The sequence below is a fragment of the Arthrobacter sp. yr096 genome (assembly GCF_900108925.1).
Classification (GTDB): Bacteria; Actinomycetota; Actinomycetes; order Actinomycetales; family Micrococcaceae; genus Arthrobacter.
In genome coordinates this window covers 712,142-736,255 of sequence record NZ_FNYI01000001.1, presented here as the reverse complement: position 1 = coordinate 736,255, position 24,114 = coordinate 712,142, and the positions used below count along the sequence as shown (strand labels likewise).

Below are 24,114 nucleotides of genomic sequence, written 5' to 3'. Positions count from 1 at the left end.
CGGCCCGAATATCCCCCGGACTCTTTTTTGGAAATGCCACAGCCATCGCCGTCCCGAGTGCGGAACCCCAAACACCGCAGCGGAAGCGCTGCTTAGCCCAGTATGGAGGCGGCGCAACCCCGAGGCAATGGCTCCTAGAGGGCTACGCGCTGCAGGGAGCGGGCGGCGTCGATGGTCGCCTGTCCCAGTACGCGGCTTCCCTGGTAGAGAACCACGGTCTGGCCCGGAGCCACTCCGCGGAGGGGATCTGTCAGAGTGACCACCAGCTGTGTCCTCTCAACACCGGACTCGTCTTGTACCGCTTCCACGCGCGCAACTGCCGGCACGGGGTCGCCGTGTGCCCGAACCTGCGCATGGCAGTCGAACTCAGCGCCCGTGGCAACTTCTGAGATAGGCAGCCCAGCCCAGGAAACCTTGATGCCCCGGATCTCGTCAATGGCCAACAAGGCCTCCGGACCGACAACAACCTTATTTTCCTTGGGTCGGATCTCAAGGACGAACCGTGGCTTGCCATCGGCTGCGGGGGTGCCGAGCTTCAGGCCACGACGCTGACCGACGGTGAAGGCATTTGCGCCCGGGTGTTCGCCCACCTTGGCCCCGGTCTCGTCCACGATGTCGCCTGTAGTCATGTCGATCTTTTCGGCCAGCCATCCACGAGTGTCGCCGTCTGAAATAAAGCAGATGTCGTGGCTGTCCGGCTTGTTGGCTACCGAAAGGCCACGGCGCTCCGCTTCGGCACGAACCTCGGCCTTGGACGGTGTGTCTGCCAGCGGGAACATGGAGTGCTTGAGCTGTTCATGGGTGAGGACACCCAGGACGTAGCTCTGGTCTTTTGCCCAGTCTGCAGCACGGTGCAGTTCCCGGTTGCCGTCGGCGTCTTCGATGACCTTGGCGTAGTGCCCGGTGCATACGGCATCAAAGCCCAGCGCAATGGCCTTTTCCAGCAAAGCGGCGAACTTGATGCGCTCGTTGCAGCGCATGCAGGGGTTCGGGGTGCGGCCAGCGGCGTACTCATCGATGAAGTCCTGGACTACGTCTTCTTTGAAGCGTTCGGAGAAATCCCACACGTAGTAAGGGATTCCCAGGACGTCGCAGGCACGCCAAGCGTCGCGGGAGTCCTCGATAGTGCAACAACCCCGGCTTCCTGTTCGCAGGGTGCCTGGCATCCGCGACAACGCGAGGTGGACTCCGACGACGTCGTGTCCTGCCTCAACGGCTCGGGCGGCGGCCACGGCGGAGTCGACTCCGCCGCTCATTGCTGCAAGTACTCGCATGCTGGCTTTCCGTGTATGTGGGATTGGGCAACTGCTCCGGCCAGAACTGCCGGCGTACCCGTCCATTCTAGCTTGCATTACCACGCGTGGGCTAAAAACGCTTGACGGGCCTGCCCGACGCTTCTAAAGTCAAAATTACTGGTTTTAGAATCGAGCTGACATGGCACAGGATCGCATGGTCATTGCCGGTGGGGGGCTTGCCGGGGCCAACGCGGCCAAAACCCTCCGTACAGAGGGTTTCACCGGCCCCATCAGCCTCATAGCGGCCGAAGACCACGTCCCGTACATTCGCCCTCCCCTGTCAAAAGAGTTCCTCTTGGGAAAAGCCGGCGAGGAGTCCGTGCTGGTGGTGCCGGCAGGCTGGTACCGGGATAACGACGTCGAACTCGTCCTGGGGAGCCGAGCCGTCGCAATGGAACCGGCGGACCACATGGTCCGCCTGTCCGACGACCGGAGGCTCCACTACGCCAAGCTGCTGCTGGCAACCGGCGCGCAGCCGCGATCAATTCCAATCCCGGGCGCAGGGCTTGATGGGGTCATGACCTTCCGCACTCTGGCGGACAGCCTGCGGCTCCAGTCCCTTCTCAAGGACGGAGGACGCCAGGTAGTCATGATCGGGTCCGGATGGATCGGCATGGAGCTGGCTGCTGCCGCACGCACCTACGGCAACGACGTCACGTTGATCGGGCTGGAAGATATCCCCCTCAGCGCCGCCATCGGCCCCGAGCTTGGCAGCTACTTCCAGCAGATCCACACGGCCCGCGGGGTCAAGTTCGTCCTCCCGGCGAGCGCGGCAAGCGTCGAAGGCCGGGATGGACGCGCGAGTGCGGTCCGCACCACCACAGGCCAGACGCTCCCGGCCGACATCGTGATCGTTGCCGTCGGAGTCGTCCCGGACACCTCGCTCGCGGAAACAGCGCAGCTGGCCGTTCGCAACGGGATCCTGGTGGATGCGGGACTCCACACCAACGCACCGGACGTGCTGGCAGCTGGAGACGTCGCGAATGCTCTGCACCCCTTCACCGGCGAGCATCACCGAAGCGAACACTGGGCCAACGCGCTCAACGGCGGCAAGGTGGCCGCAAAGTCCATGCTGGGCCAGGACGCCACCCTGGATGTGGTCCCCTACTTCTATACCGACCAGTTCGACGTCAGCATGGAGTATTCGGGTTTCCCTTCCCTGGCCTCCGGAGTTGCGCCCACCATCCGCGGTTCATTGGACGAGGGCAGCTTCATCGCTTTCTGGTTGCGGGATGGAGCCGTCGTAGCCGGCATGAACGTCAACCAGCACCGGGTCCAAAAGCCCATCAAGGCCCTGATCTCGGGTCGGTTGCACGTAGATGTCACAAGCCTCACTGATCCGGACGTGCCGCTGGAAAGCCTGCTGCCCAGCTAGCAGCGGCCCGCTAGGCGGGTCAGGTTGAGCCCTGCCGCGCGACTGTTGCTGCCGTTTGGATGGTGGACTCATGGCCTGCCATGCCGGCCTGCCGTGCCCGCGAGCAAGCCTCGGGAAGTGCCTTCAACAGGGCATCGACGTCCGCTTCCGTGGAACTGTGACCCAGAGTGAAGCGCTGGGCTCCACGTGCCGTGTCCTCATCCAAGCCCATGGCGAGGAGCACGTGCGAGGGACGTGGCACCCCCGCAGTACAAGCGGAGCCAGTGGACGACTCAACGCCTGCCAGGTCCAGAAGGAAGAGCAGTGAATCGCCTTCACAACCAGGAAACGTAAAGTGCGCGTTTCCAGGCAGCCGCCCGTCGCCGGGGGCACCTCTCAACACAGCGTCCGGAATCGAGTGCAGGACCCCACGAATGAGGCGGTCCCGCAACAAGCCAAGGCGCTCCCGCTCTCCCGACAGCTTTCCTGTGACGGCCTCAGCGGCTGCGGCAAAAGCGGCAATCGCGGGCGTGTCCAGCGTCCCCGAGCGGACATCGCGTTCCTGGCCACCGCCATGCTGGACCGGGGTCAGCTTCACAGACCTCCCCAGGAAAAGCGCACCAACCCCCACCGGGCCACCGAGCTTGTGCCCCGAGACAGACATAGCTGAGAGGCCGGACCCGCGGAAATCAACGGGAACAGATCCGAAGGCCTGCACGGCATCGGAATGGACGGGAATTCCGTGGGGCTTGGCCAGCTCCACGATGTCAGCGATCGGCTGGATCGTACCAACTTCATTGTTGGCCCACATGACGGTGACCAGGGCAACAGAACCGGGATCCCTGTCGATTTCCTCCTTCACAGCCGTCCGCCGGACGAGTCCGTCGCCGTCGACGGGAAGCCAGACAACATCCGCACCTTCGTGTCGCTCAAGCCACTCCACGGTGTCCATGACCGCGTGATGTTCGACGGCGGAGCAGAGAATGCGGGTCCGCCTCGGGTTTTCGTCGCGGCGGGCCCAATACAGGCCTTTGACCGCCAAGTTGTCGGCTTCCGTTCCACCTGAGGTGAAAATAACTTCTGAGGGGTGGGCACCGGCCGCGGCCGCCAACGTCTCACGGGCATCCTCTACCGCCCGTCGGGCCCGGCGGCCCGCGCCATGCAGCGAGGACGGGTTGCCCGTTCGCGCCAGCTCGCGCGTCATGACGGCGAGCGCTTCAGCCGACAGGGGCGTGGTGGCAGCGTGATCGAGGTATACAGACACCTTGCCATTCTACCGGCGGAGACCTTCAGGACCTCTGGCCCTCCACGGTGGCGATGCGGGCGCAACAATGGCCAGGACCAGCATCAGGAACCACTGCTGCCGGGTTCAGCCCGGAGGCCACCGCCGCTCCCTTTAAGAATGCCCCGTTCATGGCGCATACAACGTCCTTGTGTTCTTGCGACAAGCGATGAAAGGGGCAGTTAAGAAGCCGGTATCCCCCGCCTGGATCCGGGGACGGCTGATACCCGAGTCCGGCCAAAACTTCCAGGAAATCACCGGCCCGCCCCATCAGTTGCCCCTTGGCGTCGGCAACCGTGAGCAATGCCTCGCTCACGGGAATTCCTTCGGCCAGCGACTGCGAGATGCCCGACGCCAAGAGCTCACCGGCAAGGTCATAGTTTCTCTCCGGCACCGAGGCACTGACTTCTGCCAACGCCGGCCTGTAGAGCTTGGCGGGACGCCCGGAGCCGGGGCCGGCTTTGTCCGGGGCTTTCCTGAATTCGATGCGTAGAAGCCCTTCGCGCACCAACCGGTCCAGATGAAACGAGGCCGTGCTACGGGGAAGATGCATGGCCGTGGCCGCCTCATCACGGCCGACAGCGTCGCCGGCGCCCAGGACATACTCAAAAAGCTTTCGACGATTCACGTCTCCCAGGGAGGCGAGGGCCGCAATCCTGCGCGACCAGGGGAGGTTGGAAGTGCCCATAACCACAGGGTAGCTCTAAAAGTAAGATCCACTGTTTAACAGGCACCCAGCCCAAGACCGGCCGATGGGCGGCTCAGGACTGTGGGACCACCACCAGCTGGGCCTCCATCTCCGCCCGGGCCTTCGCCAGAGCGGCGGCATCCGGGCAGGCCACCGAGATGTAGACAGACGACTCGGGGGCACTGAACAATCTGGCCAGCACAACAGCAGCCGCCCCGCCGGATGCAGCCGACGATTCCACGGCGAGGAATTCCACACTGTGCTGCGGCTGGTTGGACTCCTGGCCCCACCGGAGCGCCGCGGTCTTCAGCTTGTCCACAGCTATCCCTGCATCAAGGTAGCGGAAGAGTTCCTTGGTTGATGCAGCGTCATCGCCCGCTACTACAAGGGGGCCCTGGTTGACGCTGACCCGAACAGCGAGCGTGCACCCGTCAGTCTTCCGGTACCGGACCTCACCCTGCAGCGCCGCGTGGACCACTGACCATCCCGGGACTTCCTCCAAGCGGCTGGACACCGTCACAGGATCTCCCGGAGCCAAAGTTCCGCCCGCCGATAACGGCAGGTCTTTCGCCGCCACGGCCGCCGCATCATGCCCCGGCGTAATCGTCGGCGTCGCCATAGTTGATTCCGAGGGTGACGGTTTGGGTGCGGCAGGGTCCGGAACGTTGACACTGCAGGCGGCCAGCACGACGCCAAGGGTTGCCAAGGCAGTCAACCCAGCCAATCGTCGACGAACGTTTCGCATCACTTTCGCTCCCAGCCCCATTTATCTGTCGCTACCTTCTGGCGCGATCGAGTCTAGCTGCCCGCCTTGAAACGCAGGCTCCCCAAGGGATTCCCGCCTAGGCAAGGACACGCAAGCCACCAGGTATGACGTCCACCTCAACGGGCAGGCTGGCGAGGCGCTCGCCGTCGGCGTACGCCACCACTCCTGCTGCCTCCAACCGCACGTTTCTGACACGCTTGATCTCAACGGCGGGGTGACTCGTGTGCTTGCCGGCAAACACCTTGGGAAACACCGCAAGAAAACGCAGGCGGGACAATGGCCTGACCACAAAGAGATCCAGCCATCCGTCGTCGGGCAAAGCATCCGGAGTGATCTGCATACCGCCGCCGATGAACTGCCCGTTCGCCACTGAGATAAGCAACGCAGGCTGCTTCCACGTTGTGCCGTCCGCCGTCACCGTATACTCGATCCGCCGGAAAGAGCCGAGTTCCCTCAACATTGCCAGGTTGTACCGGCTTTTTCCGCGCGGCCAGCGCCAGGAATTCGCCCGTTCATTGACGGCAGCGTCGAAACCCGCTGACAGCACACCGGCAAAGCGCGTGGTCCGGCCCGCCGCGGTGACCCGGCCGACGTCGATCCTCCGTCCGCCTGTCGCCATCGCTGCCAGCACCCGGCCGCAGGCGGCCGCAGTGTCAGCCAGCGGCAAAGACAACAGCCGTGCCACGTCATTGCCGGTACCGCTGGGAACAATGCCAAGAGGTATCTCCAGCCCTGCGAGCGCGTTGACTCCCAGATGGACCATGCCGTCGCCGCCTACCACCACCAGAGCCTCCACCGCGGAACCGGGTGCCAAGGCATCCCGGACAATCCTCCGCAGGGCGTCATAGCTGTCAGCCTCCAGCACGACGACGTCCCGGCCGGCGGCGCGGAAGTACTGTGCGGCATGGTCCCCGGCGTCGCGGGTGCGGCCAAAGGACGCCGCTGGATTGATGGCCAGTGCGATCTTCCCCGGTTTGTTGGAGGGATGCGCGGGTTCCGGTGAAGTCACAGCGTGAATTATGCCAGCAGGGAACCCGGCACCCCGGTGCCCACGTTCACATTGTGGATGGATAAACTTCCAGTACCGCGCCAGCTCTGGAGCGGATCATCACCTTAGAGAAGGGCCCGTGCTTGGCCGAGGGCAGCAGTTCGCACTATCAGGTTCTCCGTGTCTCCGTCACCGCGACCGACAAGGAGATCAAAGTGGCCTACCGTAAGGCTGCCCGGAAGGCCCACCCCGATCACGGTGGAGAAGCCGAAATGTTCCGGCGGGTCACTCTCGCGTACGAAACACTCATCGACCCTCAGCGGAGGGCCGAGTACGACCGCCGGTACGCCAGCGGAGCTGCGAGCCGTGGCCAGGCGCGCCCTGGCGACTACACGGGCACTCCGGCGCCGGGCCCCACGGCCACTGCCAATGTCAAGCGACCCTCGGCGCCACGCAACACGGCCGGTGATCCACCGGTCTATGTACCGGCCTTTGACGATCCCAACGAAGTCCCGCTCATCTCGCTGGCGGAAGCGGCCCAGCAGGTCCACGGACTTCCCCGCAAGCGCGGCATCTTTGGTGCCGAAGCGCGCATCCAACGGGAGATGCGTACGGTTCAACTCATCAGCCGGCAGGTCCTGCCCGCCATACCGGCAGCCCGGCTCATCAACGGCCTCCGTTCCCCTTCGGACAACAACCACATCGACCACGCGGTGCTCTCCGGCTACAGGCTGGCGCTGGTGGGATCCATGCTGCTGCCCAAAGGCGCTTATGCATGGGACGGCCAATCACTCCGGCACGGTGGACGATCCGTCGCTCCCCCGCAACTGGCCCATATTGTCCGGCACATGCAGGACATCTTTCCCGAGCTCAACGTCACCGGCTGGGTGGTTCTGCACGGCCCCGATGGCAATCTTCATGAGCCCGTCATTGACCAGTACGGCAAGGGACAGTCAAGCCTGAACTCCGTGGAGGTAGTCAATGGCGCTGGTTTGGTCCGGGGACTCAAGCAGTTCCTGAGCTCAGGTCCGGCCCCAAACACCGTGGTGGTGCCGGTCCTGGCCCGTCTGCTGCGCGGCATGCACTAGCCCCACCTCCAGGCGCCCTGCGTGCATCAAGTGCAGCGCGAGGGAAGCAAGGGTGCGGCCTGACTAAGATGTAACAGTGTTCCGCATCCTCTTCCACACCCCAGAAATCCCGGGCAATACGGGCAACGCCATACGACTGGCCGCCATCACTGGAGCCGAGCTCCACCTGGTGGAGCCCCTCGGCTTCGACTTTTCCGATGCCAAGCTGCGCCGCGCCGGCCTTGACTACCACGATCTCGCGGTAGTCACGGTCCACAAGGACATCGAGGCGGCCTGGACTGCCCTGCAGCCTGACCGCGTCTTTGCCTACACCTCCGATGGCGAGACCTCCTACACGGACATCAACTACCGCGAGGGCGATGTCCTCATGTTCGGTCCCGAATCGGTCGGTTTGCCGGACTGGCTCAAGCAGGATCCACATGTGACCGCACGGGTTCGTCTTCCGATGAAGCCTTCGTTGCGTTCACTGAACCTGGCCAACGCCGCCTCCATCGCAGTCTTTGAAGCTTGGCGCCAGAACGGATTCTCCGGCGCCAAGGTCTAGCCCATCCAACGGGGCATCTGCGCCGAATACCTTATGCAGGAACAAGTCCTGCCTTTGATATTTATCGAGGGAGCCTACGTGAGCGCGCTGCAGACCAGGGTGAAGGCACCAAGCCGATACGCCGCCGCGCCCGCAACGTCAGCCGGTTGTGCTGCCGGATTCAAACGGGACGACATATGCTGGACGGTGATGGACACCCCCAACAACCCCGGCCCCCCGGTTTTCGAGGCCACCGGCACTGCGTCAGATTTGAACTCGCAACTGGCTGGCTTGATCGAACTCGTGGCAGCAGGCGACCAACAGGCTTTCGCCGAGTTCTACCGCCTGACATCCCGACGCGTCTTTGGCATGGCCAGGCGCGTCCTGATCGATCCTGATCTCAGCGAAGACGCCACCCAGGAAGTCTTTATCCAGGTATGGCAAGGAGCAGCCAGGTTCGACCGCGCTTCAGGAAGCCCCTTGGCCTGGCTCATGACCATCGCACACCGGCGGGCCATCGACCGCGTCCGCGCTGTGCAGGCCGCGACAGACCGCGAAGCCAAATATGGTGCTGCGAGCCAAGACCCCGACCGTGATGTGGTGGCGGAAGAGGCCGACACAAACTTTGAGGCCGAGGCCGTCAGCCGGTGCCTGGGCACACTGACGGACACCCAGCGTGAATCAGTCAGGCTCGCCTACTACGGCGGACTGACGTATCGGGAGGTTGCCGAGCACCTCGGCGCCGCCGTCCCAACCATTAAGTCCCGCATCCGCGACGGACTGCTGCGCTTGAAGACCTGCCTGGGGGTGGGTTGACATGAGTGAAAACACCGGTGGAGGCTTTATCCGCAGAATGTTTGCCAATGACATCGCTACCGACCTTGCCGAGGGCCGGGTCCTTGAGTTGGCGGAAATCTACGCCCTGGACGCCGTCAGTGACGACGAACGGGCTATGATCGACGACTACATCAAAGACGCCCCGGAACGCCCCGAGTTCCTGGAGCGGGTTGGCCAAGCCCGCGAGACCCTGGCTGTCAGCTTCGTTCCCGAAGAGGAACCGCCTGCGGGTCTCTTCGACAACATCATGGAGCGCATCACCAAGGATGCTGCCACGCAGCCCCCCGTACAGCCGGAAGCGCCCACGGAGGCCAGCCCCGCAGTCGACGACCTCGCTGCTGCGAGGATGAGGCGGGAAGAACGTACGCGCGCCAGCGGCGCACGCCGGTGGATTGTGGGGGCAGCGGCAGCGGCCGTGATTGCGCTCGGGGGCATCGGAGTTGGCACCTACGTGTCGGCGCAGAACGACCCCGTCAATCAGGTGTTGCAGGCCCAGGACGTCCAGAAGAAGTCCGCACCCGTTCCCGGTGGCGGTACTGCCACCATCTCCGCGTCATCGGCGAAGGATTCCTTCGTGGTCCTGATGGACGGTGTGGCTCCCGCACCCGACGGCAAGGTCTATCAACTGTGGACACTGCCCAAGGACGGCTCGGCCCCCGTACCCCAGGGCACCATGGACGCCCAGACGCTATCCAAACCTGCAGTCGTGAAGGGCTTGTCCTCGGCGTCATCCGTGGCCATCACTGTTGAACCCACGGGCGGGTCGAACGCACCCACCACCGCTCCGGTCCTGGTAGTGGCGCTTACCGCCTGAGTCGCAGACGTTAAAAGCCCGACGGCGGCCGTCCCACCTGCGGGGACGGCCGCCGTCGGGCGTTTCCGTGGTTTCCTGGGGCTACAACACGAGCGACAGAAGCATCACAAAGCCAAAGCCCACAACGGAGATCAGTGTCTCCATCACTGACCACGTCTTGAACGTCTGCCCAACGGTGAGTCCGAAGAGTTCCTTGACCAGCCAGAAGCCGGCGTCATTGACGTGGGACAGGAACAGCGAGCCTGCACCGATGGCCAGGGCGAGCAAAGCCGCGTGTGTTGGGCTCAGGCTGCTTGCCAACGGTGCCACGATGCCCGCTGCGGTCACCGTAGCGACAGTCGCTGACCCAGTGGCCAGGCGGAGTGCCACGGCCACGATGAAACCCAGGACCAGGACCGACATGTTGGCGCCCTCGGCCCACTTCTTGACGGCGTCACCCACGCCCGCACCGATCAGCGTCTGCTTGAACCCGCCACCGGCACCCACAATGAGGAGGATCGCCGCAATGGGTCCCAGGCTTTCGCCCAATTTCGCAGTGATCCTGCTGCCTGTGAATCCGACGGCGTATCCGAACGTTACGATCGCCAGAAGGACTGCCAGTGTCATGGCCACCAACGGCTGGCCCACGAAGTCGAAGAAGATCCGGATGGCGGGCGCTGTTTCAGGGTTGGGCCAGATGATGCCGCCCAAAGCCTTCAGCAGCATGAGGACCACGGGGAAAATGATGGTCAACAGGGTCACCAGGAACGACGGCTGGCGCTTCACTTCGCTCAGGTCCGCTGCGTGCTGGGTGTCGATGCCGCCGGCTACGGCGGGCGCATCAACAGGGACCCAGCGGGCAGCCAACCGTGAGAAAAGCGGACCACAGATGATCACTGTGGGAATCGCTACGAGGATGCCCAGGCCCAGTGTTGTTCCCAATTCCGCTTTGACTGCACTGATCGCGATCAGCGGTCCCGGATGCGGCGGCACCAGCCCGTGGAGGACCGACAGTCCAGCCAGCGCCGGGATCGCGATGCGCATCAGTTTCATCTTGGATCGCTGGGTCACCAGGACGATCACCGGAAGCAACAGGACGAGCCCGATTTCGAAGAACATCGGCAGGCCGATGATGACGGCTACAAGCGTGATCATCCAGACCAACTTGTTTCCGCTCGCCTTGGCCAGCAACGTGTCCACCACACGGTTGGCGCCACCGGAATCGGCCAGCAGCTTGCCGAGCATGGCCCCCAGCGCAATAAGCAGGCCAACTTCCTTGAGGACTCCCCCAACGCCGTCCTCGAAGTTGGTGATGACCTTGCCCAGCTCCACGCCTGACGCCAGGCCAACAAAAGCCGAGCCCAGAACCAGGGCCAGGAACGGGTGCAGTTTCAGTTTGGCGATCAGCACCACAATCAGGGCGATGCCCAGCGCTGCGACCACCAGCAACTGGGTGTCATGCGCCGTCCATTCCTGTACCTCTGTGGCGGTCTCCAGGAGCCTCACGAAGCGTTCGTTTCGGTACCTGCAACTACAGGGCGCAGACCAAGACGTTCAATGACTTCGTCCGCTTCTTCGGCAGGAGACGCCGAAACACACAACGAGATGTAGCTCTCGTCCTCCGTCGGTTCCTCGAGAGCGTCGAACTGCGATTCCAAGAGTGACGGCGGCATGAAGTGGCCGTGCCTGGAGGCGAGCCGATCGGAGATCTTGTCCTTGCTCCCCTGCAGGAAGACGAAAACAACGTTCTCGCCGCGGAGCACATCGCGATACTTCTTCTTCAGTGCCGAACACGTAATGATTGCCGGAGTTCCGGCATCCGCGCGCTCACGGATCCAGTCCGAGATGATGCCCAGCCAGGGCCACCGGTCGTCATCGCTGAGAGCCAGCCCCGATTGCATCTTGGCCACGTTGGCCTCTGGGTGCAGGTCGTCGCCTTCGGCAAGGTCCCACCCAAGCTTCCCAGCGAGAACGCCTGCCACGGTCGACTTACCGGAACCGGAGACTCCCATAATCACCAGTACGGGTTGTTGCGCAGTCTTCGCCATCAAAGTCTGCCTTCCTCGAATAAATATGATTTAACCGAGATCAAGCATATGACACGGGTTACACCACGGCAACGTCAGAAACCTGCGATGGTGGTGGATCCGTTGACTGCAACTACGTGGAAGAACTCAGCGCTCGCTCCGCCGGGCAGGCCGGCCCGCTCACCATTGCCCAGCATCATGTCCCTGACCACGCGTTCCATTCCCTCGATATCAGGATGCTGGCTCGCATGGACCCTGATAGCGGCAAGCTTCGCGTCGACATGCTCCGAAACATCCACAGAGTGGTTCTCCCTGGACTCCGGGCTGGAGATAAACCACAGCCACGGCAACTTGTAGGCCTCTAGTCCGGCCGCGGCCAGCTCCGGGTAGGCGAACGGATTCTCCACTGCTGGATACACGGCCCGGGTCACCGCCTCCCCCGCTGCAAGGTGGTCCGGGTGGCTCTTCTGGAGGCGGTCCCAGTTCCGTTCCGGGTGCATGGTCAGCACGATGTCCGGACGGATTTCGCGAATCAGCTTCACTACCTGCTTGATGACGCCATGTGTCGGTTCCAGGTACCCGTCCCGCTCGTGAAGGTAGCGGATATCCGTAACACCCACCAGAGCAGCGGCGCGCTTTTGCTCCTCGGCCCGCAGCTCGATGATCCGTTCGCGGTCCGCGGGATCGAAGCCGCCGGCATCGCCGTCAGTCATGATGCAATAACTGACTTGAACGCCGGCCGCCGTCCAGGCCGCGATGGTCCCTGCAGCACCAAAATCGATGTCGTCGGGATGGGCAGTAAAACAAAGCACCCGCTCAACGCGCTCCGTGGAGGCGTCGAACGGGCTCTTTGCTGACGGAACGTCAGTGGGCAAAGGGATCAGCCTTTCCGCTTCTTGATTTCGGCAGTAGCCTGCGGGAGCACCTTGAAAAGGTCTCCGATGATGCCATAGTCCGCGATTTCGAACACCGGTGACTCGGCGTCCTTGTTGATGGCCACGATGACCTTGGAGGTCTGCATTCCGGCTTTTTGCTGGATGGCACCTGAAATGCCGGCAGAGATGTACAACTGCGGGGAGACCGTGACGCCGGTTTGGCCAACCTGTGCGTCGTGACCAATCCAGCCCGCATCTGTTGCAGCACGTGAAGCACCCACAGCTGCACCCAAGGCGTCAGCAAGCTCTTCCACGGGTCCGAAATCGCCGTCTACGCCGCGACCGCCGGCTACCACGATCCTGGCTTCGCCAAGGTCCGGCCGGCCGCTGACGGGTTTCTCGGTGCGCGTGGCGATGCGGGCGGAGTTCGCGGCCGCATCAGCCGGGACATCTACAGTTGCGGTAGCCGGAGCCGTAGCCACGGCGGCCGGTGCGGGCTCAACATTGTTGGCCTTGACGGAAAGAATCGTCACCGGGGTGGTGGCCTTCGCGGTGGTGGTGTACGAGCCTGCAAGAACCGACTTATGTGCAGTACCGTCGGGCTCCACGCCCACAACGTCAGTAATAACGCCGGCATTCAGCTTGATCCCGAGCCGGCCCGCAATTTCCTTGCCCTCCGGGGAATTGTCCACCAGAACGGCTGAGGCACCGGAAGCTCCCACAGCGGCGGCCAGGTAGACGGCCTTGGGGCCCACCAGATAATCGTCAAGGTCGTCGGCCGACGGCCGGTACACGGCGGTGACGCCATAGGCACCCAGGGTGGCGGCGACGTCGTCGTTCAATTCACCGGTGAAGGCGACGGCGGTTTCACCCAACGAACGGGCGATGGTCAGGAGTTCCAGGCTACTCTTCTTGAGAGCTGCTCCGGGATTGTCAATGAAAACAAGTGCATGTGCCATGGTTGGAGTCCCCTTTAGAGCAGCTTCTGTGCGGCGAGGAAGTCGACCAGCTTGATGCCGGCGTCGCCGTCGTCGGTAATGATGGTGCCGGCTGTCCGCGGTGGCCGGGCATCAGCGGATTCCACTACCGTCCAGGAGCCGGCCAGGCCTACCTGCGAGGCATCCACGCCGATGTCCGCGAGGGACAGGGAAGCGATCTTCTTCTTCTTCGCGGCCAGAATGCCCTTGAAGTTGGGGTAGCGGGGCTCGTTGATCTGGTCCGTCACCGAAACCACGGCAGGAAGCTGCGCTTCGACGGTCTCCGAGTATGCTCCGGCGTCGCGGCGTGCAGTGACCTGGCCACCCGCAATGTCAAGGCTGGAAGCAAAGGTCACCTGCGGGAATGACAACCGCTCCGCGAGCTGCGCGGGAATCAGCGACGTCTCTCCATCGGTGGATGCCATGCCGGTCAGGACCAGGTCCACCGGACGGCCGTCAGCCGAAAGGTGCCGGATGGCGGCGGCAAGGGCCAGCGAGGTGGCGGCTGCGTCAGAACCTGCCAGAGCGTCATCGCTGAGGTGAACGCCAGAATACGCGCCGATCTGCAGCGACTTCTTCACCGCGTTGACCGCACCGGCCGGACCCATGCTCAAGGCTATGACCTCGTTGCCGGCCTTCGGACCACCACGCTCTTCCGCCAGCTGCAAGGCTGCCTCAAGTGCGTACTCATCGAGTTCGGACAAGATGCTCTCGTCACGGTCGGTCGTGTTGCCAGGTCCGGTGATGTGCCGGTCGAACTGCGCGTCCGGGACGTGCTTGACCAGAACGACAATCTTCAATGTCTCTTCCACTGTCTTCGAAGCAGCCTTCCATGCTTGTGGACGGCCAACCGCAAGAGCGTGGCCGCGAATTGCCCAGCGCGTGGGCTCGTCCTAGCTAAGCATATTGCCCGCAGAAAACCACTCCCAGCGTTAACGCCTGTTTCAGCCGGGCAATACCGGGGACGCCACGACGACGGGCAGCACCCATGAGGTGCCGCCCGTCGTCGTGCGTTGCCTGTACCGACTACTGTTGAGCGGCGTCGAGGGTGACCTCAACCTCTTGTGACTGGCCACCACGCAGGATTGTTACCTTGACCTTTGCACCGGCCGGCTGTTCCCGGACGGCTGCGGTCAGCTGGTTGGGATCACTGACCGTGTAATCACCGAACTTGGTCACGACGTCGCCAACTTTAAGCCCGGCCTTGGCTGCGGCCGATCCGCTGGTCACCGAGGCAACCTCAGCTCCCACAGAGAAGCCGGAATCGCTGCCAGTGGAAGACTTCGAACGAACAGATACACCGAACTGTCCATGGCTTGCCTTGCCGTTATCAATAATCTCCTGCGCCACACGCTTTGCGTGGTTGATCGGGACGCTGAAGCCCACACCGATGTTGCCGGCTGAAGACTGGGACGTGCTGCTGCCAGCCGATGCGATGGCAACGTTGACGCCAATGACTTCACCCTTGCTGTTCACCAGCGCACCACCGGAGTTGCCCGGATTGATGGCCGCGTCGGTTTGGATGACGTTGATCGCGATCGAGCCCTCATTGGCCGTGTTCTGGCTCTGGCTACCGTTCGGCGGTGCGAACTGGAAGCCCTCGTCACCACCCTGGCTTTCATCAGGGGTGCCTTCCGGAACGGCGGACGACGCGACGCTGATGGTGCGGTTGAGCGTGGAGACGATGCCGTCCGTCACCGTACCCGTCAGGCCCAGCGGCGAACCGATGGCGACGGCGGTGTCCCCCACGTTGATCTTGGAAGAGTCACCAAGCGTTGCCGGTACCAGTCCGGAGGCATCGCTGACCTTGATGACTGCCAGGTCAGACAACGGATCCGTGCCAACAACTGTGGCTTTGAGGACCTTGCCATCATTGGTGCGGACCTCGATGGTTGCGTTGGCAGTGGCGCCGTCAAGGGTCACCACGTGCGTGTTGGTGAGGATGTGGCCTTGGTCATCCAGGATGATGCCAGAGCCGGTCCCACCTTCGTTGCCGCTGGTTGCCTTGATGGTCACCACGCTGGGCGACGCCTTGGCGGCGGCAGCCGTGATGACGTTGACGTCGTCCTTGTTGTTCACGATCACCGTGCTGGATTGTCCACTCGTGGAGGCGGCCGGAGCAGGGTTGTCCCAGAGCATGTTGGTTCCGGCCACTACACCGCCGCCAACCAGACCCGCTGCCAGCATGCTCGCAACCAGGGTACCGACGCCGAATGCCGGCTTGCGCTTGGTGGCTACCGCCGATGAGTGCCCTGGAGTGTGCTGCATCCCAGGACCCTGCTGGCCTTGAGCGCTATTGAACTGCGCGTTGCCGTCGCCGGGATTCGAACCGCCGCCGTAGAACGGCTGGTGCTGGGGGTAGCTGGGGCGATGCGCCGGGTCCTGCTGTTGCGGAGCGCCGTAGTAGTGCGGCTGCTGCGCGGTCGGGTTCGCCTGTGCGGGAGCACCGTAGTGTGGCGCGGTGCCCTGCTGGTCCGGCGTGCTGTGCTGGTCCGGCGTGCTGTGCTGGGCCGGGGTTGCAGGTGGCTGGAAGGCCGGCATGGGAGTTGTTGGCTGTGTATTCCCGGCCTGCTCGGTATTCCCGGCCTGCTCGCCCGCGCCCTGCCCTGAAGACCAGGCAGGCTGCTGCTGGGTGGCGGCGGCATCATTGTGCTCTCCCGTCACGTCCCGCGGCTCAGCAGGCTCGCGGTTCTCTGGTGCGGTGCCCTGCGCTGGGTTCTCCGTCATGGGGGTTCCTTTCGTCCTCGTCTTCAACAACTATGTACCCAATTACTGGAACAAAAGCGGACGTTCGCTGGGAGCTTCCTGAAAGGCGTGGGCGCCTGTGGCCGGCTCTCCAAAATTCCCTCAACGGCTGAACAATCCGGCTCTCTCCTATATTTCGCTGGTGGCATATTCACTGCTGTGGACGGGCCATGGGGTGCACCATAGAATCAAGAGGAATTGCCACAGCGACCTGCGGCTTTACACCATGCGTGGGGGCGCTGAGCATTCTGTGACGATTGGTACGCCTTGTTCCAGTCGCAGACGTGCTGAAGGGTTGCACATGCGGTCAATATTTAAACGCGTACTCGCCGGAATTGGCGTGGCTGGACTGTTGGCCTTCCCGGCCTCAGCTGCCTGGGCCACCGATCCGGTGACCATTCCGTCCGGACAAAACATCGTGGACGACGCCAACGTGCTGGGCAGCCGAAAAGGCGAAGTCCAGGACGCCATCCAAAAAACGCTCAAGGATCACAAGTACAACCTTTACGTGGTCACCGTGGACTCCTTCACCAACCCGTCGGACCCCAAAGAGTGGACCAAGGCCGTTGCCGATAAGAAGCTCATGGGTAAGCCGGACGCCATTCTGGCGATTTCCACGGCTGGCCAGTACAACTTCGCCCTGAACTCGGGGAGCTCCATCTACTCCAAACAGTCGGCAATCGCTCAGAATGCCGTTGTTGCCAATCTGGCAGGCGGCAAGAAGGACTATGCCCAAGCAGCCATAGATACGGCTGCAGCCATCGGCGACGCTGCAGGCGGTGGAAGCGGGACAGTGCCCAGCGGCAACGCCGGAGTTGGCGTCCTCGTTGGAGTCGGTGTTGTAGCCGCCGGTGGCGCAGGGACATACCTGTACTTGCGTAACCGCCGCAAGAAGGGCAGCCAGGCCACCAGCGCCAGTTATGGACCGCAAGGTGAGCAGCTTGACCCCTTGGCTGGCCTCAGCATCCCGGAACTGCGGCAAAAGAGCGGCTCGCTGTTGATCGAGGCGGACGACGCCATCAAGTCCAGCGAGCAGGAACTCGGATTTGCCCAGGCACAGTACGGCGACTCCGCAATCGGGAACTTCACCAAAGCCCTGGAGGAAGCCAAGGGCCACATGACGGAATCCTTCAAGCTTCAGCAGCAGCTTGATGACCACATTCCGGACACTGAAGAGCAACAGCGGAGCTGGCTCGGCGAAATCATTCGCAGGTCAGAGGCAGCACTTGCGTCACTGCGCGACCAAAAGGCAGACTTCGACTCTTTGCGGGAGCTTGAAAAGAATGCCCCCCAGGCCCTGGCAGCGGTGTCCGCTGGAGCCAAGGACGCGGACTCAAAGATCGCAAACGCCGAGCAATCACTTGAGGGCTTGCGCGCAAAGTACGCTGAATCCGCCTTGACGCAGGTCTCCGACAACATCCTGCAGGCTAAAGAGCGACTCGCATTCGTGCAGAATGCTGTCACCGCTGCACAGGAGAAATTGGCGGTCGGCGAGAACAGCTTGGCCGCAGTAGCCGTTCGCGCGGCCGAGGAAAGCCTGCACCAGACGAATGTGCTGATCGACGCGATAACAAAGACGGCTGGAAGCCTGGATGAGGCCCGCACATCGCTTGAAGGCGCAGTTGCGGAGACCAGCCAGGACCTCGCCCAGGCCAGGGCCATGATCCAATCGGGCGAGCACCCTGAACTTGCCGGCCCCGTAGCTGGTGTCGAAGCCGCCTTGGCACAAGTGAAGACCGAGATCCAAGGTGGAAAGATCGATCCCATCGCGACCCTCAGCCGCGTGGAGTCAGCCCATCAGGCTTTGGACCAGTCCCTGTCCGGTATTCGCGACCAGCAGGAGCAGGCCCGCCGGGCACAAGCATCTCTGCAGCAGACCATCATGGCTGCCCAGGCCCAGATCAGCGCCACCTCCGACTACATCACTGCCCGACGCGGCGGCGTGGGCACAGAGGCAAGGACCCGGCTGGCCGAAGCTCAACGCAACCTCGATTACGCACTGTCCATCTCGCGCAACGATCCCGTCACGGCCCTGACATATGCCCAGCAGGCGCATTCACTCGCCGCCCAGGCGGCCCAGCTTGCGCAGTCGGACGTCGACCAGTTCGGCTATGCAGACCAGGGCCAAGGCTACGGACGCGGTGGCATGTTCGGCGGTGGCGGCGGAGGCGGCGGCCTCGGCGGTGCCATCCTCGGCGGCATCCTCATCAATTCCATCCTCAATGGCGGCGGGGGCGGCTGGGGCGGCGGCAATGACGGCGGCGGAGGTGGCGGCTTCTTCGGCGGTGACTCCGGCGGCGGAGGCGACTTCGGCGGCGGTGGCGACTTCGGCGGCGGAGACTCCGGCAGCTTCTAGCCAGACAGACTACGTGGGGTCCATGCCCCGCATAGAAGCGGTACAACAACTGATCACTGACTTCAGTGGCACCACTGAGCAGGACGAAAGGCATCACCATGGTTAAGCAGTCCATTTTCGGTCGGATCTCACAGCTCGCCAAGGCAAACATCAACGCCTTGCTGGACCAGGCTGAGGACCCGCAGAAGATGCTGGACCAGATGGTCCGCGACTACACGAACAACATTGCCGAGGCCGAGTCAGCCGTGGCCCAGACCATCGGTAATCTCCGTATGCTGCAGGCCGACTACAACGAGGACGTCAAGAACGCCCAGGACTGGGGAAACAAGGCCCTGGCAGCGTCCCGGAAGGCCGACGAGTACCGCAACGCAGGCGACACCGTGGATGCCCAGAAGTTCGACAACCTTGCCAAGGTAGCCATCCAGCGCCAGATGACCGCGGAGTCCGAGGCAAAGTCTGCAGAGCCGAGCATCGCCTCACAGACCGAGGTCGTGGACAAGCTCAAGACCGGGCTCGACCAGATGAAGAACAAGCTCAACCAGCTCACCGCAAAGCGCAACGAGCTGGTGGCCCGCTCCAAGACTGCGGCCGCGCAGTCCCAGGTTCACGATGCTCTCAAGAGCATCGACATCATGGATCCCACCAGCGAGGTGGGCCGCTTCGAAGAGAAGATCCGCCGTGAAGAGGCCAAGGTCCTGGGCCAGCAGGAACTTGCAAGCTCCAGCCTTGATGCCCAGTTCAACCAGCTTGAGGACCTGGGCGAGCAGACCGAAATTGAGGCTCGCCTTGCCGCTCTGAAGTCGGGCGGCTCCAAACCTGCCATCGGCGCCGGCGCCACCGCATCAAGCGGGGCAACCGTCGACGAAGCTGATTTCGACAAGCTCTAAGCTTGGGGCCGGCGCATTGCCGGTATCGTACCGCTGAACCACGGAAGGGGCCGGATTCTGACAAGAATCCGGCCCCTTCCTGCTGTGCAGCTACCCTGCACCGTGAACTGCGGAGTCTTGGATAGGGCTGGCATCCGTTGCCACCTCGGCCCGGATTTCAAATCCTTTGGGGTGAAAGTACGTCACGGTGCACTCCAGCACCTCTCCATGATCGCCCAGCGTAGTGCGCTCCAGACGCGGCACCATGGCGAACCCACGGACGTTCAGGGCATCTGCCAGGTGTTCCGGCGGGGCATGCATGGTCACAGTGATTTCAGCCCGCTGCAGCGGCTTCAGCGTCCTGTCTTGGATGACCTGATAAATGGAGTTGCGTTCGGCGTCCGCCAAACTGATGTGGCGCCCGATATGGGAGGGGATGAAGATTTCTGCAATTGCGTAGGGCCAGCCAGCGCTTGAATAGGAGCGCCGGATCACAAGCACAAGGTTGTCATCGGAAACCAGTTTGGCCGGAACCGATGTGTCCTTTTCCATCCATTTATATTCGATGAGGCCCTTGACGGTTTTCATCCCTGCCGCCGTAAACGTCTCCATGAAGGGTGCCAGACGGTTCAACATTTTCACTGGACGCTGGGCCATCACGAACGTCCCTTTGCCCTGCCTGCGGACCAGCAGGCCCTTTGCCACGAGCGTTTCGATCGCTTTGCGGACCGTGGTCCGGCTGATGCCGTACTGGTCCATCAGCGACTCTTCAGTGGCTATCCGGGATCCAGGCTCCAAGCGGCTGACCTGCTCCGTCAGAACATCGGCCACTTGCTGGTAGACAGCAACAGGACTGTCCCGCTGAAGAACGTCGCGATCGGCCCCGGCAGTGAAGTCGTCGTTGACCATTGGGCGTCCTATCCATCGTTCGTGCCTCAGTAAATCCGGGTTTGATGCTAGCACTGGGTTGCCCGACAACTGGCTCATCAAAAGTTCCCGGCTGGACACGAGGTCCGGGCTTAAACAAAAGGTCCGGATCAGTAATTACTGATCCGGACCTTTTCTCCAGTTGCGGGGACAGGATTTGAACCTGTGACCTCTGGGTTATGAGCCCAGCGAGCTACCGAACTGCTCCACCCCGCGTCGCAAGAACAACTCTACCGCACCCGCTGGGGTGCTCTTGACCATAAGGTAGCAATGGTGCCGTAGATCACTCCATAGCATCCGAGGGACCTGAGAACCCGTCTAAACGCACTTCCGCCGTTTACTGAAGAAGAACCGGCGGGATGGGAATTCAGGCTCGCAGGAATGTCCTGGCTGCTTTCAAGATTGCGGATGGGAGATCACTAATAATTCAAAGTGTGCCATTCGGGAAAAGCAAAAGGTCCGGATCAGTAATTACTGATCCGGACCTTTTTCCAGTTGCGGGGACAGGATTTGAACCTGTGACCTCTGGGTTATGAGCCCAGCGAGCTACCGAACTGCTCCACCCCGCGTCGCAAGAACAACATTACCGCCCGGTGAATGCCAGACCAAATCCTGACTGCGTGATGTGTGTCTCCCCCGCAGAAAAGGCCCGTGTCGACTACCCCTTGGCGGGAGTCAACACGGGCCTTTTCAATCAAGCTGTCGCGTCAGCTACTCGGCGAAGGCGACGGAGTCGCACTCGGAGTAGCCTCCGGAGTCGCAGCCGGCGTGGAGGTCGCACCCAAACGGCCTTCAGCGTCCAGCGCCTTCTTCAGCGCTTCAGACAACTTGGTCTGCTGCGCGCCGTAGCCGGCAAAGTCGCCCTTGGCCAGCGCTGCCTGACCGTCCTGGATGGCCTTGTTGGCCTCGTCCAGGGCTGCCTTCAGGTCAGCCTTGGCGTCGGTAGGTCCGGCCGGTGGCGTGGTGGTACCGGGTGGTGCGGTGGGTGTTTGGCCATTGTTGTCCGCGTCGCCGGCTGTGGCACCGGAGTTGCCGCCGAACAATTGGTCCAGTGCTGCGTCCAAGGTGGGCGCGAATCCGATCTTGTCACCGAACGCGACCAGCACGCGCTGCAGCGTCGGGTAGGACGTTTCACCGGTGGACTTCAAATAAACGGGCTGCACGTAAAGCAGGCCGCCACCCACGGGAAGTGTCAACAGGTTTCCGTTCAGCACATCGGATGCACCTTGGCGCAGGAGGTTCAGCGCCTGGGACACGGTGGGATCAGAGTTGAACTTGTTCTGCGCTTGTCCGGGTCCAGGCACCTGGGTGTCAGTCGGGAGTTCCAGCAGCCGCAGCTTTCCGTAGCTCTCCCCCTTGACGCCCTTCACGTTGCCAGCGTCGGAGTCAGCTGCCAGGAATCCGTACAGGATGTTACGGGCACTGCCGTTGACTGTTTGCGGAATAAAGGACGACGTCAGCTGGAAGGCTGGCTTCTCCTGATCAGGCATCTGCAACGACATGTAGAAAGGCGGCTGTTTTACGGCCTCCGAAACGGTGGGATCGTTCGGAACGCTCCACGCGTCATTGTTCTGGTAGAAGCTGTCCGGGTCCGTTACGTGGTAGCGGCCGAGCAGTTCACGCTGGACCTTGAAGAGGTCCTCCGGGTACCGGACGTGGCTCATGAGATCGCCCGACATCTCTGAGTAGGGCTTGATGGCAGTTGGGAAGACCTTCTGCCACGCCTTCAGAATCGGATCCTGGTCATCCCAGGCGTAAAGGTTTACTGAGCCGTCATAGGCATCCACTGTGGCCTTCACAGAGTTCCGGATGTAATTCACGGAGCTGTTCGGCAAGGCAACGGTGCGTCCGGCGTTGGTCTGCGAATCAGCAGTCGCGTTCTGCAACTGCTGCGGCTGCGAGTACGGGAAGTACTGGCTGGTGGTGTAACCGTCGACGATCCACTTCACCCGTCCGTCAACAACTGCCGGGTAGGCGTTACCGTCAACCGTCAGGTACGGTGCCAGCTTCTCGACGCGTTCGCGGGGATTGCGTTCGTACAAGATCTGAGACTCAGCGTTCACGCCGTCGGACAGCAACAGATCCGATGACTGGAACTTGATGGAGTACAGAATCCTGTTGAGCCAGTTTCCAACGTTGGGTCCACCGTTGCCGCTGAAGGTGTACTGCGTCTCTCCCCCGCCTTCACGGCCCGCGGGCCGGTCCTGCTCACGGTTGGGAGCACCGTCGGGTGCACCCACAATGGAGTACTCGGGAGAATTCTCGCCGAAGTAGATACGGGGCTCGTAGGTGGTGTCGTTTCCGAGGACTCCATTGGACGGGATGCCCGACTGGAGGAACTCCGGCTTGCCGTCGGCGGTGAACTTGTTGCCCTTGGCCGCCACTACGCCGTAGCCGTGGGTGTAGACAATGTGCCGGTTGACCCACGTCTGCTGGTTGGCGCTTAGGCCATCCGGGTTGAGTTCACGAACGGCGATAACCGTGTCCTGGACCTTGCCATCCACCACGTAACGATCAACGTTCAGCGTCTGGGGGAACTGGTAATACGGGCGGTACTGCTCAAGCTGGGCAAATGCCGAAGAAATAAGGTTCGGATCCAGAAGGCGAATGTTGGCGGTGGTCTGAGCGTCAGCTGCCAATGCACCGGTCGTGGCGGTGGTTGTGGCGTTGTAAGCGGACACATCGATCTTGTCCAGGCCATAGGCAGCCCGCGTCATGGTGATGTTGCGGTCTATGAATTCCTTTTCCAAGGTGTTTTCCGACGGACGCACCTGGAACTGCTGGATCACCCATGGGTAGACACCGCCGGCCAGGATGGCCGTAATGACGAGCATCGCGGTACCAATCACGGGCAGGCGCCAGCGTCCGATGATCGCAGCAATGATGAAGAGGATTGCCACCAGACCTGCCGCGACGGCAAGGATGGCTTTGGTTGGCACAACGGCGTTGACGTCTGTGTAGAGCGCACCGGCCCAACGGCCGGAGTTGCTCTGGACGGTCGTGTACCGGTCAAGCCAGAAGTTGATACCCAGCAGGATCAGGAACAGGGCGCCGGTCACAGCGATATGGATCTGCGCCGCGCGGCTGGTGAAGATACCGCGTTCCATGAGGCGGATGCTGCCGTAAAGGTAGTGGGTCAGGATGCCGGCGATACCGGCTACCACAGCGATGCTGATCAGGAATCCCGTGACAAAGCCCAGGAACGGCAAGGACATGAGGTAAAAGCTGATGTCGAGGTTAAACAGGGGGTCCGTCTGACCGAACGGTTCCTGGTTGAAGAACAAAAGTGCCTTCTGCCACTGGCTGGCTGCGGCGCTGCCGGCAAAGAGACCGAAGAGAATGGGGAGACCGATCATGACCACGCGGCGCACAGGTTCAAGCTGCGCCTGGTAGCGGTTCAGGTTGTCCCGAGACTCAGCATCAGGTGCATAGACCGGACGGGAGCGGTAGGCGATTCTGATGGCAAAGAAAACAGCAGCAAACATCATTGCGAAACCAACCAGGAAAGTAATAATCCTGGCGAGGTTCTCCCGAAGATAAACTTCGAAGAACCCAAGCTGCTGGTACCAGAGGACGTCAGTCCACACATTGGCGAAGAAAATAAACCCGACGACGGCCACCGCCACGACGATGAGCGTCGGAGTCAGGGCACCTCGTCTCAGCGGTGATCTTCCGGGCGGGTTGGAGCTGGCGGGACGGGACAAACTCTGTACCTCATTGGTGTCAG

The 24,114-nt window shown here is 62.3% G+C and carries 20 protein-coding genes and 2 tRNA genes; 7 read left to right on the top strand and 15 right to left on the bottom strand.

The window, feature by feature from the left end; genetic code table 11:
- Nucleotides 1-134 precede the first annotated feature (134 nt).
- Nucleotides 135-1,256 (bottom strand): tRNA 2-thiouridine(34) synthase MnmA, encoded by a 1,122-nt coding sequence (mnmA, locus tag BMY91_RS03490; RefSeq protein WP_256212572.1) that lies wholly within the window; start codon nt 1,254-1,256, stop codon nt 135-137.
- 178 nt (nt 1,257-1,434) lie between these two features.
- On the opposite strand from mnmA, the gene BMY91_RS03485 reads away from it, so the two are divergent.
- A complete protein-coding gene (locus BMY91_RS03485; protein ID WP_090818287.1) occupies nt 1,435-2,670 on the top strand; it encodes an NAD(P)/FAD-dependent oxidoreductase in 1,236 nt (411 codons plus the stop codon).
- A 19-nt stretch (nt 2,671-2,689) separates the two neighbouring features.
- Here the strand turns inward: BMY91_RS03485 and BMY91_RS03480 are convergent, their stop codons facing one another.
- The 4 genes from BMY91_RS03480 to BMY91_RS03465 form a co-directional block, all read right to left on the bottom strand.
- Nucleotides 2,690-3,913 (bottom strand): cysteine desulfurase family protein, encoded by a 1,224-nt coding sequence (locus tag BMY91_RS03480; RefSeq protein ID WP_090818284.1) that lies wholly within the window; start codon nt 3,911-3,913, stop codon nt 2,690-2,692.
- A gap of 25 nt (nt 3,914-3,938) precedes the next feature.
- A complete protein-coding gene (locus BMY91_RS03475) occupies nt 3,939-4,619 on the bottom strand; it encodes a helix-turn-helix transcriptional regulator (RefSeq protein ID WP_090818281.1) in 681 nt (226 codons plus the stop codon).
- A 73-nt stretch (nt 4,620-4,692) separates the two neighbouring features.
- Entirely contained in the window at nt 4,693-5,364 is a 672-nt protein-coding gene (locus tag BMY91_RS03470) for a hypothetical protein (protein ID WP_254779711.1), read from the bottom strand.
- A gap of 97 nt (nt 5,365-5,461) precedes the next feature.
- A complete protein-coding gene (locus BMY91_RS03465) occupies nt 5,462-6,394 on the bottom strand; it encodes a diacylglycerol/lipid kinase family protein (RefSeq protein ID WP_090818278.1) in 933 nt (310 codons plus the stop codon).
- 122 nt (nt 6,395-6,516) lie between these two features.
- On the opposite strand from BMY91_RS03465, the gene BMY91_RS03460 reads away from it, so the two are divergent.
- From BMY91_RS03460 to BMY91_RS03445, 4 genes are all read left to right on the top strand, one after another.
- Nucleotides 6,517-7,461, top strand: coding sequence for a J domain-containing protein (locus BMY91_RS03460; protein ID WP_090818275.1), 945 nt, complete (start codon nt 6,517-6,519; stop codon nt 7,459-7,461).
- Between the two features lie 76 nt (nt 7,462-7,537).
- A complete protein-coding gene (locus tag BMY91_RS03455) occupies nt 7,538-8,005 on the top strand; it encodes a tRNA (cytidine(34)-2'-O)-methyltransferase (RefSeq protein ID WP_090818271.1) in 468 nt (155 codons plus the stop codon).
- A gap of 189 nt (nt 8,006-8,194) precedes the next feature.
- On the top strand, nt 8,195-8,800 hold the full coding sequence (gene sigK / locus BMY91_RS03450) for an ECF RNA polymerase sigma factor SigK (RefSeq protein ID WP_090818268.1): 606 nt from the start codon (nt 8,195-8,197) through the stop codon (nt 8,798-8,800).
- A 1-nt stretch (nt 8,801) separates the two neighbouring features.
- Nucleotides 8,802-9,635 (top strand): anti-sigma factor, encoded by an 834-nt coding sequence (locus tag BMY91_RS03445; protein ID WP_090818265.1) that lies wholly within the window; start codon nt 8,802-8,804, stop codon nt 9,633-9,635.
- An 81-nt stretch (nt 9,636-9,716) separates the two neighbouring features.
- Here the strand turns inward: BMY91_RS03445 and BMY91_RS03440 are convergent, their stop codons facing one another.
- The 6 genes from BMY91_RS03440 to BMY91_RS03415 all read right to left on the bottom strand — a co-directional run bounded on the left by BMY91_RS03440 (nt 9,717) and on the right by BMY91_RS03415 (nt 16,220).
- A complete protein-coding gene (locus tag BMY91_RS03440) occupies nt 9,717-11,120 on the bottom strand; it encodes a GntT/GntP/DsdX family permease (protein ID WP_090818260.1) in 1,404 nt (467 codons plus the stop codon).
- Nucleotides 11,117-11,662 (bottom strand): gluconokinase, encoded by a 546-nt coding sequence (locus BMY91_RS03435; RefSeq protein WP_090818257.1) that lies wholly within the window; start codon nt 11,660-11,662, stop codon nt 11,117-11,119. The genes BMY91_RS03440 and BMY91_RS03435 overlap by 4 nt, the downstream gene beginning before the upstream one ends.
- A gap of 74 nt (nt 11,663-11,736) precedes the next feature.
- The gene (locus BMY91_RS03430; RefSeq protein WP_090818254.1) at nt 11,737-12,516 is read right to left on the bottom strand and encodes a PIG-L deacetylase family protein; all 780 of its coding nucleotides are present in this window, start codon (nt 12,514-12,516) and stop codon (nt 11,737-11,739) included.
- A 5-nt stretch (nt 12,517-12,521) separates the two neighbouring features.
- On the bottom strand, nt 12,522-13,475 hold the full coding sequence (locus BMY91_RS03425) for an electron transfer flavoprotein subunit alpha/FixB family protein (RefSeq protein WP_090818251.1): 954 nt from the start codon (nt 13,473-13,475) through the stop codon (nt 12,522-12,524).
- A gap of 14 nt (nt 13,476-13,489) precedes the next feature.
- Nucleotides 13,490-14,293, bottom strand: a complete 804-nt coding sequence (locus tag BMY91_RS03420; RefSeq protein WP_090819130.1) for an electron transfer flavoprotein subunit beta/FixA family protein — start codon at nt 14,291-14,293, stop codon at nt 13,490-13,492.
- A gap of 226 nt (nt 14,294-14,519) precedes the next feature.
- Nucleotides 14,520-16,220 (bottom strand): S1C family serine protease, encoded by a 1,701-nt coding sequence (locus BMY91_RS03415; RefSeq protein ID WP_090818248.1) that lies wholly within the window; start codon nt 16,218-16,220, stop codon nt 14,520-14,522.
- A 319-nt stretch (nt 16,221-16,539) separates the two neighbouring features.
- Between BMY91_RS03415 and BMY91_RS03410 the strand changes: the two genes are divergently transcribed.
- Together BMY91_RS03410 and BMY91_RS03405 are read left to right on the top strand one after the other, a co-directional pair.
- Nucleotides 16,540-18,594 (top strand): TPM domain-containing protein, encoded by a 2,055-nt coding sequence (locus BMY91_RS03410; RefSeq protein ID WP_177179838.1) that lies wholly within the window; start codon nt 16,540-16,542, stop codon nt 18,592-18,594.
- A gap of 98 nt (nt 18,595-18,692) precedes the next feature.
- Nucleotides 18,693-19,481: a PspA/IM30 family protein gene (locus BMY91_RS03405; protein ID WP_090818245.1), complete on the top strand. Its 789-nt coding sequence runs from the start codon at nt 18,693-18,695 to the stop codon at nt 19,479-19,481.
- Nucleotides 19,482-19,571: 90 nt separating this feature from the next.
- On the opposite strand, the gene BMY91_RS03400 is transcribed toward BMY91_RS03405, so the two are convergent.
- From BMY91_RS03400 to BMY91_RS03385, 4 genes are all read right to left on the bottom strand, one after another.
- Complete coding sequence (locus tag BMY91_RS03400; protein ID WP_090818242.1) at nt 19,572-20,369, bottom strand: GntR family transcriptional regulator; 798 nt, start codon at nt 20,367-20,369, stop codon at nt 19,572-19,574.
- Between the two features lie 160 nt (nt 20,370-20,529).
- A tRNA-Met gene (locus BMY91_RS03395) sits at nt 20,530-20,603 on the bottom strand.
- A 279-nt stretch (nt 20,604-20,882) separates the two neighbouring features.
- Nucleotides 20,883-20,956 (bottom strand) — tRNA-Met (locus tag BMY91_RS03390).
- Nucleotides 20,957-21,094: 138 nt separating this feature from the next.
- On the bottom strand, nt 21,095-24,091 hold the full coding sequence (locus BMY91_RS03385; protein WP_177179837.1) for a UPF0182 family membrane protein: 2,997 nt from the start codon (nt 24,089-24,091) through the stop codon (nt 21,095-21,097).
- Nucleotides 24,092-24,114 lie beyond the last annotated feature (23 nt).

Bases quoted from the DNA above. Each gene is read 5' to 3' on its own strand.
- mnmA (WP_256212572.1), bottom strand. From the start codon at position 1,256: ATGAGCGGCGGAGTCGACTCCGCCGTGGCCGCCGCCCGAGCCGTTGAG.
- BMY91_RS03485 (WP_090818287.1), top strand. From the start codon at position 1,435: ATGGCACAGGATCGCATGGTCATTGCCGGTGGGGGGCTTGCCGGGGCC.
- BMY91_RS03475 (WP_090818281.1), bottom strand. From the start codon at position 4,619: ATGGGCACTTCCAACCTCCCCTGGTCGCGCAGGATTGCGGCCCTCGCC.
- BMY91_RS03470 (WP_254779711.1), bottom strand. From the start codon at position 5,364: ATGCGAAACGTTCGTCGACGATTGGCTGGGTTGACTGCCTTGGCAACC.
- sigK (WP_090818268.1), top strand. From the start codon at position 8,195: ATGGACACCCCCAACAACCCCGGCCCCCCGGTTTTCGAGGCCACCGGC.
- BMY91_RS03445 (WP_090818265.1), top strand. From the start codon at position 8,802: ATGAGTGAAAACACCGGTGGAGGCTTTATCCGCAGAATGTTTGCCAAT.
- BMY91_RS03435 (WP_090818257.1), bottom strand. From the start codon at position 11,662: ATGGCGAAGACTGCGCAACAACCCGTACTGGTGATTATGGGAGTCTCC.
- BMY91_RS03425 (WP_090818251.1), bottom strand. From the start codon at position 13,475: ATGGCACATGCACTTGTTTTCATTGACAATCCCGGAGCAGCTCTCAAG.
- BMY91_RS03415 (WP_090818248.1), bottom strand. From the start codon at position 16,220: ATGACGGAGAACCCAGCGCAGGGCACCGCACCAGAGAACCGCGAGCCT.
- BMY91_RS03410 (WP_177179838.1), top strand. From the start codon at position 16,540: ATGCGGTCAATATTTAAACGCGTACTCGCCGGAATTGGCGTGGCTGGA.
- BMY91_RS03405 (WP_090818245.1), top strand. From the start codon at position 18,693: ATGGTTAAGCAGTCCATTTTCGGTCGGATCTCACAGCTCGCCAAGGCA.
- BMY91_RS03400 (WP_090818242.1), bottom strand. From the start codon at position 20,369: ATGGTCAACGACGACTTCACTGCCGGGGCCGATCGCGACGTTCTTCAG.